The sequence below is a fragment of the Bacillus sp. EKM501B genome (genome assembly GCF_011800505.1).
Lineage (GTDB): Bacteria > Bacillota > Bacilli > Bacillales > Bacillaceae_G > Bacillus_A > Bacillus_A cereus.
In genome coordinates this window covers 517,483-531,639 of sequence record NZ_JAALFZ010000002.1, presented here as the reverse complement: position 1 = coordinate 531,639, position 14,157 = coordinate 517,483, and the positions used below count along the sequence as shown (strand labels likewise).

Genomic DNA, 14,157 nt, shown 5'->3' with positions numbered 1-14,157 from the left:
TTATGATAAAATAAAAGAAAATTCTGTTTATTATTAGGGGGATAAAAATGAGTATAAAAGTTGGGGATGTATTTAAATATGAAAGAAGATTTACTGAGGAAGAGGTGTTTGAATTTGCAAATATTACCGGAGATAAAGGTAGACACCATGTGGAATATGATGAAAATGGAAGATTAATGGTCCATGGTTTATTGACTGCTAGCATTGGAACGAAAGTAGGCGAAGAATTACATTACATAGCAAGAGAATTAGTAAGTGAGTTTATTAGACCAGTTTTCACAGGAGATACAATCACTTGTGAATTAACTTTAACAAATGTTGAGCAAATGGAAGGCTATAAAAAAGTTTCAATCGAGTCAGTTTATCGCAATCAACACGAAAAGACTGTACTAGTGGGGACAAGTTATGGAATTATAAGGGGATAAAAAAGAAGCCTGTTTAGCAGGCTTCTTTTTTATTATTTAGTAAACACGTTTTCGATTTTCCGCATAACTAGAGATGAGTAGTAATGCAGTTTCTTCTCCTATATTACGAACAATATGAGGAACGCATGCATTCCATGAGAAAGAATCACCTTCTTCTACAATTGCAATATCTTCACCGTGCTGAACTTCTAGTTTTCCGCGTAATACAAGGTGACATTCTTCCCCTTCATGGGCATTTGGTGAGTTTTCTTTCGGGAATCCAGTAGGGATTTCTACTAAAGATAGGCGAAGGCCCCCTTGCTCCGCAACATGTTCAATTCTTTGCTCATCTTTGCCGTATACACTGTATTTCCGTTCTTCTTTTTTGACAATTTTTAATCGATCTTTTTGCTCTAACAATAAATAGGGAAGGGGAACGTTTAAAAAATTGGAGATCGTTTCTAAAGTTGAGATAGATGGTGATGTTTTATTATTTTCAACCTGACTCATAAATCCTTTAGAAAGACCTGTTCCCTCACAAATTTGTGCGATTGTTATGCCCCTACGTTGACGAATTTCACGTATTGCAGAACCAATATTCATAAAATCAAGCTCCTTTTTGTAAACAACTATTTGTATCATAGCAAAAAAAATATATTTTTTCCCAGTGAAAATGAATTGACGAATAAAAAAAATTAGTGTATGTTTTGTAATGTGAATAAAAGTTTTGTATAAGAAAACTATAAAGGAGAGAAAGAAATGAATCAACATATTGGTAACTTAATTATTCGTATCGTGTTAGGGGTAACATTCTTCATGCACGGTTTAACAAAATTCCAATCAGGAATTGACAATATTGCAGGGTGGTTTACAAGCATTGGTTTACCAGGAGGACTTGCATACGGTGTAGCAACATTTGAATTAGTTGGAGGCCTATTATTAATTCTAGGTTTAGGTGTAAGATATATTGGATTATTATTTGCACTTGTTATGGTTGGAGCAATCGTAAAAGTGAAATGGTCAGCTGGTTTATTGGGAGATGGAAAAAATCCTGGTTTCGAATTAGAACTTGCATTATTAGCAATGGGTGCATACTTATTTGTTGCAAAAGCTGATGGTTTTGTAGATAATTTCTTAAAAGAAAAAATGTCAAAGAAGAACTAATTTAAATGGGGGGCTAACAAGATGAGTTTTCAACTTCATCCCGATACAACACTGGATGTTGTTCATTTATACGTATCTAATGTAAAGAAATCACTAGAGTTTTATACGGAAGTACTAAGTATGAAGGTGCTAAAAGAAGAAAAAGCAGTCGTTACATTTGGGAATGAAAATGATGAACCACTTCTTATCATTGAAGAAAAGAAAGAAGCTTTTCCGAAGCAAAGAGGAAGAACAGGGTTATATCATTACGCAATTTTATTACCAAGTAGGCAGGATTTAGCGAATGTTCTTCGTCATCTTGTAGAAATGGTATATCCACTACATGGCGGGGCCGATCATTACTTTAGTGAAGCTCTTTATTTAGCTGATCCAGATGGAAACGGGATTGAAATTTATCATGATCGACAAAAAGAAGTTTGGCGTGATGAGAATGGAGAGCTCCCATTTGTTAGTAACCCGTTAGCTGGTGAAGAATTATTGCAGCAAGGAAGTACATGGAGTGGATTTCCAGCTGGTACTGTGATGGGGCATATTCATTTCCATGTAGCTGATTTAGAGGAAGCGAAACGTTTCTATGTTGATGGTCTTGGTTTTGAAGTAACAATCCCAGCTCGTAATGGAGCGTTGTTCGTATCAGCAGGTGGCTATCATCACCATATCGGTTTAAATACATGGCAAGGTGAAGGTGTACCACCGCAAATGCCAGGTTCTGTTGGTTTGAAATATTTCACAATTGTATTAGCGGATGAAAAACAAAAAGAGCAAGTATGTGAAAGCTTAAAAAATATTGGTAAGATTGCTACGTACAAAGATGGAATATTACAAGTCGAGGATCCATTTGGACATTGTATCCATTTCCAAATAAAAGGAGAAGCCTAAAAAGGCTTCTCTTTTTTATTTTCTTATAATTGCATTTTCGTTTTGTAAAAATAGTTCATCAAATTGTTTTGCAAGCTCAAAATCTAGTTTCGTTAAACCTTTTGCATTCCAAGATGACAAAGTAATAATAACTGCTTTATACTGGATAAGGATAAATGGATGGTGATTATGTTCTTCTGATAGTTTGGCGGCTTCAGAGACAAATTCGACTCCTTTTAAGTAGTCGGAAAACATATATTTTCGTTCAATCCATTTCTCATCTTTTACCATCCATTTATCTACCTTCAATAATTCCTCGTGAACTTCTTCTTCAGTTAATCTTAGCATCATTTTTCACATCCTTTATTGGAAGTAACGCAAGACCATTGTTAATAAGGCGTGTTACAGCTTCGTCAGTTGTGAAAGTAGAAAGTTGATGTAGTAATGCTGCAGATGTTTCATGCCCTTTGTTATGCTCTAAAAGTAACTCTAATACTTCAAGGCGCAGCAACCATTCTTTCGCATAAAATTTATTTAATACTTCTTGGATTGCTACTAATTGATCGATATGCGCGTCGTGTAAAATCCCCTCACTTCGAATATCTCGAGCTGTTTGATACATACGCTCGAGTTCATTCAGTACAAGCGGAGCAGGAATTTCTTGAACTTCTTCATCCATTGGGAAAAATGCTGCTGCATCTGCGGCACCTGGGAATACTGAAGTGATTTGTGAGCCAACAGCCATATCAAATGCGCCCCATGAAGCATCAAATAAAACGCGGGCGTTATAAGTAACTGTGCAATCGATAAAGGAAATAAGAGCAATTTTCTTATCATTTTTCACAATATCTGTTACTGTTCCTTTTACATGAATACCACTTGCAAAAGTAAACTCAGCGATAGTTCCAATTTTAATTCCTAATGATTGTAGTTGTTCGTCTGTACAATTTTCTAATGCAATATTTTCAGTAAGTAATCCAATCGGTGTTCCAAATCCGTCACTGTGTACAGAAGTAGAATGATTCGCTAACTGTTTATTATGAAGCGCTAATGCCGTTGGCGAATTTGTTCGCATGTAAATTAATTCACCTGCATCGTTTTCAATTGTCTCGCTAAATGTACCTGTAATTTGTAATCCACTATTTAGCTCAGCTGTTGCATAGTTCTCAGAGCGAATTGCTTTTTCTAATCCTTCTTTACCACCAGTTTTAAAGGCCATCGTTTCAGAGAATTTCTCAAGTGCTTCTGTTAATTCTTCAAATGATTCGCAAACAAATAGTTGTGGTTGCATTTTTGTTACGTCATAAGTTGTACTTGTACATGCCTCTATAGAGAATGGAACCTTTTCTACAGCGTCTGTTAAGCAATGTTTGCTTTCGCCAACAGAAGAAAGGAGACCAGCACCATATATTTTTGGAGCATCTATATTTCCGATTAATCCATATTCTACTGTCCACCAGAAAAGACGTGAAATTTGTTCTGCTTCTGATAAGCCAGAAACTAACTTTTGTTTTTCAAGTACATTATTTTCAGCAGCTGTAACTTCATCAGGAGTAGAAGTAGGGCTTTCCTTTACAATTGTTAATGTACGAACAGCTTCGAATGCATCATGTTCTTCTTTTGTAGAGAAAGCTTTTGCACCAATTTGTCCAAATCGTTTCACATATTTTGCATATGTAGGATCAAGTAAAATAGGTGCGTGTCCTGCAGCTTCGTGTACAATATCTGGAGCAGGTGTATACTCGATGTTTTCTACTTTGCGAATATCTGTTGCGATTGGTAATAATCCGTGTCCTTGAAAATCGAAGAAGGCTACGCCAGGAATAAGCCCGTCAATCGTTACAGCACCCCAGCCGCTTGGTGCTAAACACTCATTCATTTCTTCTACCTTTGGAATTGCATCTATATTAATACCAGATGATTGTAATCCGTTTACATAGGCTGGATGAGCAACGTCTTTTAAGAAGCTATGATTTTGTCTCATAATATAACGCCACACAGCGTGATTCACCGGTGTGTATTGATCATAATGTTGTGTGGATACAAATGGTTTTAAATGCGATGGAATTTCTGTTTTCTTTGTCATTTAGACATCCTCCTTTTTTTCAATAAAATTGAATATCGATTTCGTATAGCTTGTATCACCCCCTTTCATTTTTTGTAAGCGCTTATAAAATTTTATCATAAGATTCGGAATTATTTAACATATGTTTCTGTGATAAATAGAAAAAGCCCCTATCGGAAAATCCGATAGGGGCGAAAGAATCGCGGTACCACCCTATTTGTAAGTGAAAATATACTTACATCTCAATTAATGATAACGGAAAAATTCCGTCTTTTCCTTCATGCATAAAAGCACTACGAAAAAGAAGCTCCAGAATTGTAATTCATACTTATATATGTGCTAATTTCCACCGACCATTAGCTCTCTGTAACAGGGATATAAGATACTACTGCGATTCTTTCAACGCGTATATATGAAATTGTGTAAGAGGATGGATGCAAAAAAGTCCCTATCGGAAAATCCGATAGGGACGATAAAAATCGCGGTACCACCCTATTTGTAAACAACTAATTGTTTACCACTCACTTTACGATAACGGAAAGATCCGTCTTTCTCTTCATGCATAAAAAGCATTACGGGAAAGAAGCTCCAGAATTGTAATTCACGCTTGTATATGTACTGATTCGCACCAACCATCAGTTCTCTGGGACAGTGATATAAGTCGCTACTAGCATTCCTTCAAAGCCGATATATAATTCGTTCAACTAAACTATGTTTTGTATTATAAAACTATATTAAAAAAATTGTCAACAAAAATTTTTTATCCCGTGTTAATGAGCAGTAAAATTCCTACCTCAAAATTCGGTGGGAGAATAACTGCCCGTAACCCCCGATTGGTGAAGGCTAATAATCAGTGGGGATGAACAAAATCTCTACTGATTAAGGCTTCACTTTATTTCACTTCTAAATTAACAGTTAAATTAGAGGTATTGCCAGCTGCATCAGTTGCTACAATGTGAATAGTATTTTTTTCTTCGTGTAATTGAGTGCGATCGAAATAAATGTCATAGCTTTTCTCCCAAGGGTTCAGGAATGCCTGTTCCCATACACCATTTCCGTTAATTTCATATTGCATTCTCACTGGAATACCAGGTGCTATCCAACCAGATTCTGACATCCAATCTAGTAGAATATCATCAACTTTTCCTCTAATTACGAGATTTTCTTGGTCAACTTCGTGTGTTAACTTAGGTGCAGTTCGATCAAGAAATACAGCAGCTGTTTGTTTTGTTTCTCCACCAGAATTAGAAGCAACTGCTTCGATTTGATATAGCCCGTCAGCTAAAGGAGTGCCATCTGCTTTTGTACCATTCCATTTGAAAGGTTTGTATCCAGGAGTTGCATTTTTAGCTTGATGGATAATCCCTTGATACGTTACACGTTCTTTCGTAACTAAATTTGCATGTAATGTTACATCATCCACAGGCGCAACTAAATAGTAGTTGATGAGATTATCATCTAGTACGTGGTCGCCATTTGGGCTAAAAGTAGAATTAATAATTTCAAGTCCATCGATACGTTTATAATCTTTAGGATCGATACTAAATGTGAATGGAATTCGAATTTCTTCTTTTGCCCCTTGTTCTTTTACATATACATTTCCAGTATACACACTTTGTGGTAGTGAGCTATCTACCGTGATAGTAAATGGTTTTTCGGTACTACTATTCGGTTGTATGCTAATCGATGAAGGGACAGAAGCTTTTACTTTTGTTTTTGTGTTGGCATCTAGTAATTCCACACGAGTTGAAAAACTTTTCTTTTTACTAGAAAGGTTTTGTAATGTAACATTTTGCGTCAGTTTTACTTTTCCGCTATTTGGCTTAATAAGACCAAAGCTGACATTGTTAGGTTTTACTAATACATTTGTTTGAGCTGCTTTCGGAATGTTAATTAAACCAGATCCTTGTGCCATAACAGGGTATGTATTTTCATTGACATCATGTAATGTTTTTGCATTGTTAGCAAGAGCCGCTTTCAATTGTTCTGTCGTCCAATCCGGATGCATTTGACGCAAGAGGGCAACCGCTCCAGCTACTTGCGGAGCAGCCATACTTGTTCCGTTATGCGATTCATAGCCGCCTCGCGGTACTGTACTAGTAATTTGTACTCCAGGTGCAACAACATCAGGCTTTATTAGCCAACTTCCTTGTGATGGTCCTCTTGAACTAAAGTTACCGATAAGTTCTGTTTGCTTTGGTTGTCCAATTTTTATATTTTTCTTTCGTTTTGTGATTAAAGTTTTTAATTCTTCCCCATTTGTATTTGATAATTGCATTACTGGGATAACCAGATGTTCACGCGAAAAATATTCCGGCATCATATTAATTTCTTTTTCGTTAGAGATTAATAACACACCAAGTGCCCCAGCTTGCTTCGCTTGTTCTGCTTTTACTAATGTACTAGAAGTACCTTGTAAAATAAGTGCGAATTTCCCTTTCACATCTTGTTTTGCATAATCACTTGGATTGCCATAACCAACATATACAAGAGGGGAATCATTTCCTATTGGAAAATCGGATTTTGATAACGGTAACCCTTGATATGTTTTGCTGGAACCAGCTACTTGGAATGTTGGAAACGGGATAGAAACCGTAGATGCTCCAACAGAAATGACACTACTTGCGTTACCGGGAGCATCAACAGACCAAGGTTTTGGTCCGTCATTTCCATTTGAAACGACAGTAGTAACACCAAGTTTCGCTGCTCGTTCTAACGTTAATGTTACAGGCTGATCAGGTACATTTAAATCTTGCCCAAGGGAGAGGTTTAACACATCCGCACCATCTTGAATCGCTCGCTCAATCCCTTGGATAATATCATCTGTTGTACCAGTTCCACCGTCATTCATTACACGATAGGCTAGAATAGAAGCGTTTGGAGCAACGCCTTTAATTTTTCCATTACCCGCAATAATTCCAGCTATATGAGTACCATGTACGTTACCATCCATTGGATCGCTATCTTCATCAACCGTGTCATATCCACCGATATAATTTGCCTTTAAGTCAGGGTGTGTATAGTCAACGCCAGAGTCGATAATGGCTACTTTCATGCCTTTTCCATCAAGCGGTTTGCCAGATGGATCTTTTAAATTCCACGCTTCAGGTGCACCAATTGTCGGTCCACCGATATTTGGTGCTTCTTCGTTAGTAGTACTTTTTGATGTTTCATGCAATTTATATGTTAAGTTCGGATAGACTGCTTTTACTTCAGGTAAAGAGGCAAGAGAGGTAATTTGATCTCCAGGAACTGAAATAGAGAATCCGGAAAATAACGTATTATACACTTCTTTAATTTTTGCACCAGGTGCTTTTTCTTTTATTTTCTTAGTCGTATCTTCTTGTGCTTTTTTTAGCTCAGCATGATAAGACTGAGCATTACTATTTTGTAAATCTGGAGCATGCTGAATATTACTTTGAGCAGCGAGAGGTGCATGTTGCAATTCTACAATTACTGATATTTCTTTTGTAGTGATTCAGCATGAGCGCTTAAAGCTCCAAAACTAGAAAAGACAAGCGCCATGCTTAATAGTGTAGATGTAGTTTTTTCATTGATACTCCCCCTAATAAAAAGTGCCAATATTCAGAAATGAAATCTTACATTTTAGTTATAACTTATAAATATAAATGTTGGCTAAACTATACTTTCGACATAATTCATACCAATCCTCTGTGAATTGAAAATTTCTTGGGAAATTTTTTCTGATTATGTCGAATCGATATTTTTCACATATTGTAGGAAGAAAGTGAGGAATGCTATGAGGGAAATGGAGTGATGGTATGAAAAGGCTAATAGTAAGTGGTAGTGTAGTGTTGTTTATGTTTTTGTGTTCTATCACTATTACTAGCGCAGAAAATAATAGTGTGAAAGTTGCTTTTATTCGTCATCATAATCTTTGGATTAAAGTTGAGGGGAAAGAAAAACAACTTACAAAAGGAGAGAACATAACAGGGCCAAAGTGGTCACATGATGGAGAATGGCTGGCATATGTAAAAGGGAAGAAACAAAATATTCTTGAGTTATATCGGCTGAAAGATGGAAAGAAAGTTACGCCGTTTCACTCAGAAGCATCGAATTATCAATGGTCACCAACAGAAAATATAATTGCATTTATATTTACAGGTACATTAAATACATTTGATGTAGAAAAAAAGAATGCAGATTTTGAAAATGTATCGGCTGGTGTAGGGGATTATGCATGGTACCCCGATGGAAAGAACTTTCTTGTATCCTCTGAAGCGCACTTACTTCCAACAGGATGGACAGGGGCTCAGCTATATGAAGTGCAAAAAGATGCACATATGAATCCTCACAAAATGAAGCATTTGTATGCATTGCCAAATGAACATGATGATTTCCTAGCGCTAGTAGCAAGTGGCTTTAAGTGGTCACCAGATCAAAAGTGGATTTCATTTTTAGCAGTACCGACAGCTTCATGGTCAGCTGATAGTAATACGCTTTGCTTAGTTCGTGCAGATGGCAGTCGGTTTGAAAAAGTAGATCAAATGTTACTAAACGCACAATGGTTTCAATGGGCACCATCAAAAAATATATTAGCTTATATTGAAGGGAGCGGAAGAGTTGCATTAGAAAATAAGCATTTAAAAGTAAAGGAATTGCCAGCACTTCAGCAGAACATATTTACGCCGAAAGGATATGTTGATTGGGATTTTGTATGGAAGAACGATAGAGTAATTATCGTTTCACGAGCAAAGGAGGCAGGGATAGAAACTCCACCAGAAAAAAGGCCACTACCATCTTTGTATGAGGTCGATAGTACAAGTAATGCACAGCATCAAATCACAAAGAAAAAGAACAAGCAAGGGGATTACCACCCGATCTTCATGAAGAAGAGTAATCAATTAATTTGGATACGTTCAGACCGTAAGAAAGCGGATGTATGGCTTGCTCATAAAGATGGGAAACAGGAAAAGAAGTGGATTGAAAATATAGATGTACCAGCGTGGTATTATGAGAAATGGAATTGGGAAAATGTCATCTCGGTGAAATAACAATAAAAAACTGCCTAAAAGATCATTTTAGGCAGTTTTTTATTGTTATTTATGCGTTTTATTTGGCTTTTTTTTCGCTGGGTTTCCGTTCCCTTGGCGCTTTCTATTTTGTTCATCTTTTGCTTGTTTTTCATGTAGTGTATCTAAAAATTCATTCGAGTTACTCATTTTTCTATCGCTCCTTTCATTTCGTCCTAATTACTATAACCATTTAGGAGGATAATCATGAGTTAGAAGTTAGGCACTTAATTTTCTTCGATAATGTAAGTAAAATATTCCATACATAACAAATAGCATGAGTAAAACTTGTAACTCTACATTTTCCTTTAAAATAGCTGCGATAGGGTCTGGTAAGTAAAGTGATTTATCGTTTGTGCTTAAACCTAACCATTTATTTAAGAGGCTAATGGTACAAAACATAAAAACACCGGACCAGCTTGCCGTAATTGCTTTTTGTTTAATTTTTGTTTCACGTTCATCATCTGTAATCCAGGGATTAGCAGTTTTATCCCGCATTAACGGGCAGTAAGACCCCCACCTCAAAATTCAGCGGAGGCAAAGAAGTTAGGTGGGGATCAACTGTCCGTAAAAGCCCGATTGGTTCAACTAATAATCCGTGGGGGATGAACAAAACCCCCACGGATTAAAGTTTCACTTTATCACTACTAAAAAATCCATTTATGTATCCCCATATAATCATTCCAATTAAGATGGTTATCCATTTCATATTTTTTGATTCACTTCTCCCTTGTAAAAAGTGTTTTACATATCAGTTTTTCATATAGCAGGAATAAAGTATAAGATAGGGAAGAAATATGTAAGAGGATTTCATAAAGAGAGGAGGAAGAGGATGAAAATCGTTTTTGTTCGGCATGGTGAAGGTGAACATACAACGGATTTACCAGAAAGTTTACAAGTGTTTGACCCACCATTGACGAGAGTAGGAAAGGCTCAAGCTAAATTACTTCAATGCAATGTGCCATTGCAAGAGACGGATATATTAATTGTTAGTCCTACACTTAGAACTTTGCAAACGGCGACAATATGGAGTGCGAAAGTTGCTTGTCAAAAACTAGTCCATCCATATGTATCCCCACGTATTTTTCCTTATCGAGAAGGAGCGAAAACATTACCGTGCGATTATATAGTAGATCAGGGAATGATAACAAAGTTATTTCCGCATTTTTCGATAGAGGAAAGCTCAAATAATCAGTTATGGAAGGAAGGTATAAACACTATTTCAGAGAATAGTTTTCAGCAAATAGTAGATGAATTTCTTCTTTGGTGTTATGAACTGGGTGCTGAAAGAATTTGCATTGTATCTCACGATGGAACAATTACAGCATATAGGCAATATTTACAGAAAGTCGTTTTAACTAGATCAGATTTTTTGAAAGAAACGGGCATATATGAAATGGATTTATCCCATAAAATTCTGATTGATAAGGGCTGATTATAGGATGGGGGTTGTATGTTGAATATTGCATTAGTAGTTGGTTTTAATTCGGATTTAGAAGCGCAATCAATTCGAGCATCTCTTGAATATTTTGGTGCAAGGGTTGTGACATATTGGATTGGTAGACCGAAAGATTTTGTGGAAGTTCTTTCTGGAAAGAACTTATTTAACAATATTAATTATATTATTTTTTGCTTTCATGGTGAAGAAGGGAAGTTTGTCATGGAAGAGTTAGGCGAAGAAGTATATGAACAAGATGAACCGAGAGGGGATTTTGGTACAGAAGAAATTTATAAATATGCAAAATTGCATAATACACATATTGTAAATAGCGGGTGCACGTTAGGGGAGCAAAATCTAGCAAAATCTTTTTTACATAGTGGTGCGAAATCATATATTGGATCGATTGATTATGTAGATGGAAATGCAGCACTTATGTTTACTATACGCTTATTTTATGGGGTTATTAACCATGGGAAAACGTTAGAAGAAGCGTTTCAAGAAGCGAGTTTAATTGATGAGGAGACACATACATTTCGATTCTATAATTAGTGTGAAACACGTTTATTCTATATTCGAATAAACGTGTTTCACATTTAACTCACATTTTTTTTACATTTTTTTCAATGAAAATGGTTATCACTTGTGGTATGATATGTTCAAGTTTTTACAGGTAATAAAAGTTACTATATAAACGTTAGTTTTTAATGTTTCATACGCATGTCACAGATTATTCATAATTAACGTTTGAAAAATAAGTAACTAATGTTATTATATTATCTGTAACTAACTTAATTACAACTTTAGGAGGAAGATATGGTTATTCAATTTTTAAGAGAAAACAAAGCAGTTTCTTTTGCATTAGCAGTAATTCGAGTATATCTTGGTTACACATGGTTAATGGCTGGAATCGGTAAACTACAAGGAAAAGGATTCGATGCAACAGGTTATTTGCAAGGGGCAATTGAAAAATCTAAAGGTGCACAACCGGCTGTTCAATCTTGGTGGGCATCATTCTTACAAGAATTTGCAATTCCAAATGTAGATTTGTTTAATACACTTGTAACATGGGGAGAAATTTTAGTCGGAATTGGTTTAATTGTAGGCTGTTTAACAAAAACAGCGGTCTTTTTTGGTCTTGTAATGAACTTTTCCTATATGTTTAGTGGGTCAATTGGTGTGAACCCTGAGATGGTTATCTTATCTATGTTTGTTCTTGTTTCCGGTATGAACGCTGGGAAATTTGGAATGGATGGCTTCGTTATCCCGAAAGTATTAGGATCAAAAACTCCAAAACGCCAAAAGCAAGCTGCTTAATATATGAAAACGGGTATCTCATTTTGAGATACCCGTTTATGTTATTTTTCAACTTTAATCGGATTGTTCTTAAAGAAATCTTTTACATACCCGACAAATTCTTGTGGTTCTTGGCGAAATGGTGCATGATAACCTTTTTCAATAATATGTAAAGTGCTATTTTTTAAGAATTGATGATACGTTTCTCCTTCTTTCCAGGAAACGCTACTATCATTTCTGCCCCATATAATTAAAGTTGGCTGTTTTATTTCATTTGCATTAATTTTAAGACGTCTAGGCCATAATTTCATTTTATTATAATGCTCTTCATCATTACGTTTGAATTTCACTTTGCTTTCATCATAATCTGTAATAGAAGAAACGGCATTTAAATCAGTCGACAATTGTGGTTTTGGTGAGCCTTGTTTATTAACGAATGTATGAGGGCCACCTGTAGCATCAGTTAAAATAAGGTGAGTAACTGCTTCAGGATATAAATATGTTAAATTTAGAGAAATTTCTCCCCCCATGGAATGCCCCAGTATTGCGAATGAATCATACCCTAGTTTTTTCATTAATTTATAATACAAATTTGCATGAGTTGGAAAAGAATAATAAAAATCCATTGGCTTAGATGAGCGCCCGAATCCTAAAGCATCTACAGAAATAATTGTATGATCTTTTGCTAAATCGGAGTAAATTTTTTGAAAACCATCTGATGACCCTCCAAAGCCATGAATCATAAGTAAAGGTGGTTTTTCATTACCAATCTTTTTAAAGTAAATGGTTTGACCATCTATTTCTACCATTTTTTCCTCGGTAGCTAGTTTCGCTGTAATTGTATTTTTAACTTGTTTTACTTGTTCTACTGGCTTTTCTGCTGCACTACATCCTACTAATAGTGTAAGAGTAAGACAACCTACCATAAAATAGCTAAATCGCTTCAATTAGGTGTCTCCTTTCTAACATAACGCTGTATCTATCATAGCAAATAGCATATTACGATTTCCAGGAAGTTGGCTACCATTTTTTATCATAAGAGGTGAAAGGAGCGTTTCTTGGAAATTTTCTGTTTGAAGAAATTGACGAAATGTAAATTGTGAGTGTGGAACATCAATTCGTACTATACCATTCCAACATTCACATATCTTTTTTAATAATTGGATAGCATCTTCTTCTTGCTTGGCGATAAGTGGATTGATACATAATATATTGCCCTTTTGTATGCATAATGAAAAAGCTTCTATACAGTTATTTCTTTCAATTTTAAAAGAGTGTACGGCCCTTGGTAATAGCAAAGAGTAAAATAGAGAACGATTCATACCAGTTGCAATTTGATCCAGAGAAGTAACAGATATAAGGTCTTCTTCTTGTACTTGTTGTAAGTGAGAAGGGTACGTCTTAATAGTTTGCTTTTCAAAACGATGAATCGTTGTTGCTGTTTGAAATCCGCATGATGTGTATAGAGGTTCGCCAGCTTTTGTCGCAATAAGTGCAATGGGTTGTTTTGGATGAATTTGTTCCAAGCAATGATTTAGCAACATGCGCCCTATTCCGCGTCCTTGAAAATTAGGGTGAACGATTAACATACCAATGGAAGCGAAGTTACTTGTAAAGGGAAATACTCCTCCAGTCGCAATGAGTTTGTTTTCATGAATGTAACCTACAAGTGTGCCGATAGAAAGATACATTTCGAATTGTTTTTTCATAAAAATTTCATCGTGTAACCATCCAACAGATTTGCAAAGATTAAGTAATTCAAAAATAAAAGATTCATTTAGCTTTACTATTTTCATAAAGGCTCACCGCATTTCTATTTATTTTCATAAACATAGAGTCAAAATGTAAAAAAAGAGATTTACGTTAAATGAAATCCAACTTGTTTATATTTAAATTGTA

At 35.7% G+C, this 14,157-nt stretch carries 14 protein-coding genes, 1 pseudogene and 2 other annotated features; of the genes and pseudogenes, 7 read left to right on the top strand and 8 right to left on the bottom strand.

Annotated elements, in window-relative coordinates:
- Window positions 1–47: 47 nt before the first annotated feature.
- The gene (locus HFD78_RS07575) at window positions 48–425 is read left to right on the top strand and encodes a hotdog family protein (RefSeq protein ID WP_000025015.1); all 378 of its coding nucleotides are present in this window, start codon (window positions 48–50) and stop codon (window positions 423–425) included.
- A gap of 36 nt (window positions 426–461) precedes the next feature.
- Here the strand turns inward: HFD78_RS07575 and HFD78_RS07570 are convergent, their stop codons facing one another.
- On the bottom strand, window positions 462–1,007 hold the full coding sequence (locus tag HFD78_RS07570) for a helix-turn-helix domain-containing protein (RefSeq protein WP_001020693.1): 546 nt from the start codon (window positions 1,005–1,007) through the stop codon (window positions 462–464).
- Between the two features lie 156 nt (window positions 1,008–1,163).
- On the opposite strand from HFD78_RS07570, the gene HFD78_RS07565 reads away from it, so the two are divergent.
- Both HFD78_RS07565 and HFD78_RS07560 read left to right on the top strand, forming a co-directional pair.
- Window positions 1,164–1,568 (top strand): DoxX family protein, encoded by a 405-nt coding sequence (locus HFD78_RS07565; RefSeq protein ID WP_001071553.1) that lies wholly within the window; start codon window positions 1,164–1,166, stop codon window positions 1,566–1,568.
- 21 nt (window positions 1,569–1,589) lie between these two features.
- Window positions 1,590–2,447, top strand: a complete 858-nt coding sequence (locus HFD78_RS07560; RefSeq protein WP_000009844.1) for a VOC family protein — start codon at window positions 1,590–1,592, stop codon at window positions 2,445–2,447.
- 15 nt (window positions 2,448–2,462) lie between these two features.
- On the opposite strand, the gene HFD78_RS07555 is transcribed toward HFD78_RS07560, so the two are convergent.
- From HFD78_RS07555 to HFD78_RS07545, 3 genes and pseudogenes are all read right to left on the bottom strand, one after another.
- Entirely contained in the window at window positions 2,463–2,777 is a 315-nt protein-coding gene (locus tag HFD78_RS07555) for a 4a-hydroxytetrahydrobiopterin dehydratase (RefSeq protein WP_000979538.1), read from the bottom strand.
- On the bottom strand, window positions 2,758–4,512 hold the full coding sequence (locus tag HFD78_RS07550) for an aromatic amino acid hydroxylase (protein WP_191968060.1): 1,755 nt from the start codon (window positions 4,510–4,512) through the stop codon (window positions 2,758–2,760). The genes HFD78_RS07555 and HFD78_RS07550 overlap by 20 nt, the downstream gene beginning before the upstream one ends.
- Before the next feature lie 163 nt (window positions 4,513–4,675).
- Window positions 4,676–4,903 (bottom strand) — a binding site (T-box leader).
- 50 nt (window positions 4,904–4,953) lie between these two features.
- Window positions 4,954–5,182, bottom strand: a binding site (T-box leader).
- Between the two features lie 201 nt (window positions 5,183–5,383).
- A pseudogene (locus HFD78_RS07545) lies at window positions 5,384–8,016 on the bottom strand (S8 family serine peptidase).
- A gap of 257 nt (window positions 8,017–8,273) precedes the next feature.
- On the opposite strand from HFD78_RS07545, the gene HFD78_RS07540 reads away from it, so the two are divergent.
- Complete coding sequence (locus HFD78_RS07540) at window positions 8,274–9,506, top strand: TolB family protein (protein ID WP_000825724.1); 1,233 nt, start codon at window positions 8,274–8,276, stop codon at window positions 9,504–9,506.
- A gap of 45 nt (window positions 9,507–9,551) precedes the next feature.
- On the opposite strand, the gene HFD78_RS07535 is transcribed toward HFD78_RS07540, so the two are convergent.
- On the bottom strand, window positions 9,552–9,674 hold the full coding sequence (locus HFD78_RS07535; protein ID WP_000071866.1) for a DUF4023 domain-containing protein: 123 nt from the start codon (window positions 9,672–9,674) through the stop codon (window positions 9,552–9,554).
- A gap of 69 nt (window positions 9,675–9,743) precedes the next feature.
- A complete protein-coding gene (locus tag HFD78_RS07530) occupies window positions 9,744–10,022 on the bottom strand; it encodes a hypothetical protein (RefSeq protein WP_002103616.1) in 279 nt (92 codons plus the stop codon).
- A gap of 334 nt (window positions 10,023–10,356) precedes the next feature.
- Between HFD78_RS07530 and HFD78_RS07520 the strand changes: the two genes are divergently transcribed.
- The 3 genes from HFD78_RS07520 (at window position 10,357) to HFD78_RS07510 (ending at window position 12,279) form a co-directional block, all read left to right on the top strand.
- Window positions 10,357–10,959, top strand: coding sequence for a histidine phosphatase family protein (locus tag HFD78_RS07520; protein WP_000706243.1), 603 nt, complete (start codon window positions 10,357–10,359; stop codon window positions 10,957–10,959).
- 18 nt (window positions 10,960–10,977) lie between these two features.
- Window positions 10,978–11,514 (top strand): hypothetical protein, encoded by a 537-nt coding sequence (locus tag HFD78_RS07515; protein ID WP_000931928.1) that lies wholly within the window; start codon window positions 10,978–10,980, stop codon window positions 11,512–11,514.
- A gap of 264 nt (window positions 11,515–11,778) precedes the next feature.
- A complete protein-coding gene (locus tag HFD78_RS07510; RefSeq protein ID WP_000236592.1) occupies window positions 11,779–12,279 on the top strand; it encodes a DoxX family protein in 501 nt (166 codons plus the stop codon).
- 41 nt (window positions 12,280–12,320) lie between these two features.
- On the opposite strand, the gene HFD78_RS07505 is transcribed toward HFD78_RS07510, so the two are convergent.
- The gene (locus HFD78_RS07505; RefSeq protein WP_000819810.1) at window positions 12,321–13,205 is read right to left on the bottom strand and encodes an alpha/beta fold hydrolase; all 885 of its coding nucleotides are present in this window, start codon (window positions 13,203–13,205) and stop codon (window positions 12,321–12,323) included.
- A 15-nt stretch (window positions 13,206–13,220) separates the two neighbouring features.
- The gene (locus HFD78_RS07500) at window positions 13,221–14,054 is read right to left on the bottom strand and encodes a GNAT family N-acetyltransferase (protein WP_000706695.1); all 834 of its coding nucleotides are present in this window, start codon (window positions 14,052–14,054) and stop codon (window positions 13,221–13,223) included.
- Window positions 14,055–14,157 lie beyond the last annotated feature (103 nt).

Excerpts from the sequence above, each read along its gene's own strand:
- HFD78_RS07575 (WP_000025015.1), top strand. The coding sequence starts at position 48 with ATGAGTATAAAAGTTGGGGATGTATTTAAATATGAAAGAAGATTTACT.
- HFD78_RS07570 (WP_001020693.1), bottom strand. The coding sequence starts at position 1,007 with ATGAATATTGGTTCTGCAATACGTGAAATTCGTCAACGTAGGGGCATA.
- HFD78_RS07565 (WP_001071553.1), top strand. The coding sequence starts at position 1,164 with ATGAATCAACATATTGGTAACTTAATTATTCGTATCGTGTTAGGGGTA.
- HFD78_RS07560 (WP_000009844.1), top strand. The coding sequence starts at position 1,590 with ATGAGTTTTCAACTTCATCCCGATACAACACTGGATGTTGTTCATTTA.
- HFD78_RS07555 (WP_000979538.1), bottom strand. The coding sequence starts at position 2,777 with ATGATGCTAAGATTAACTGAAGAAGAAGTTCACGAGGAATTATTGAAG.
- HFD78_RS07550 (WP_191968060.1), bottom strand. The coding sequence starts at position 4,512 with ATGACAAAGAAAACAGAAATTCCATCGCATTTAAAACCATTTGTATCC.
- HFD78_RS07540 (WP_000825724.1), top strand. The coding sequence starts at position 8,274 with ATGAAAAGGCTAATAGTAAGTGGTAGTGTAGTGTTGTTTATGTTTTTG.
- HFD78_RS07535 (WP_000071866.1), bottom strand. The coding sequence starts at position 9,674 with ATGAGTAACTCGAATGAATTTTTAGATACACTACATGAAAAACAAGCA.
- HFD78_RS07530 (WP_002103616.1), bottom strand. The coding sequence starts at position 10,022 with ATGCGGGATAAAACTGCTAATCCCTGGATTACAGATGATGAACGTGAA.
- HFD78_RS07520 (WP_000706243.1), top strand. The coding sequence starts at position 10,357 with ATGAAAATCGTTTTTGTTCGGCATGGTGAAGGTGAACATACAACGGAT.
- HFD78_RS07515 (WP_000931928.1), top strand. The coding sequence starts at position 10,978 with ATGTTGAATATTGCATTAGTAGTTGGTTTTAATTCGGATTTAGAAGCG.
- HFD78_RS07510 (WP_000236592.1), top strand. The coding sequence starts at position 11,779 with ATGGTTATTCAATTTTTAAGAGAAAACAAAGCAGTTTCTTTTGCATTA.
- HFD78_RS07500 (WP_000706695.1), bottom strand. The coding sequence starts at position 14,054 with ATGAAAATAGTAAAGCTAAATGAATCTTTTATTTTTGAATTACTTAAT.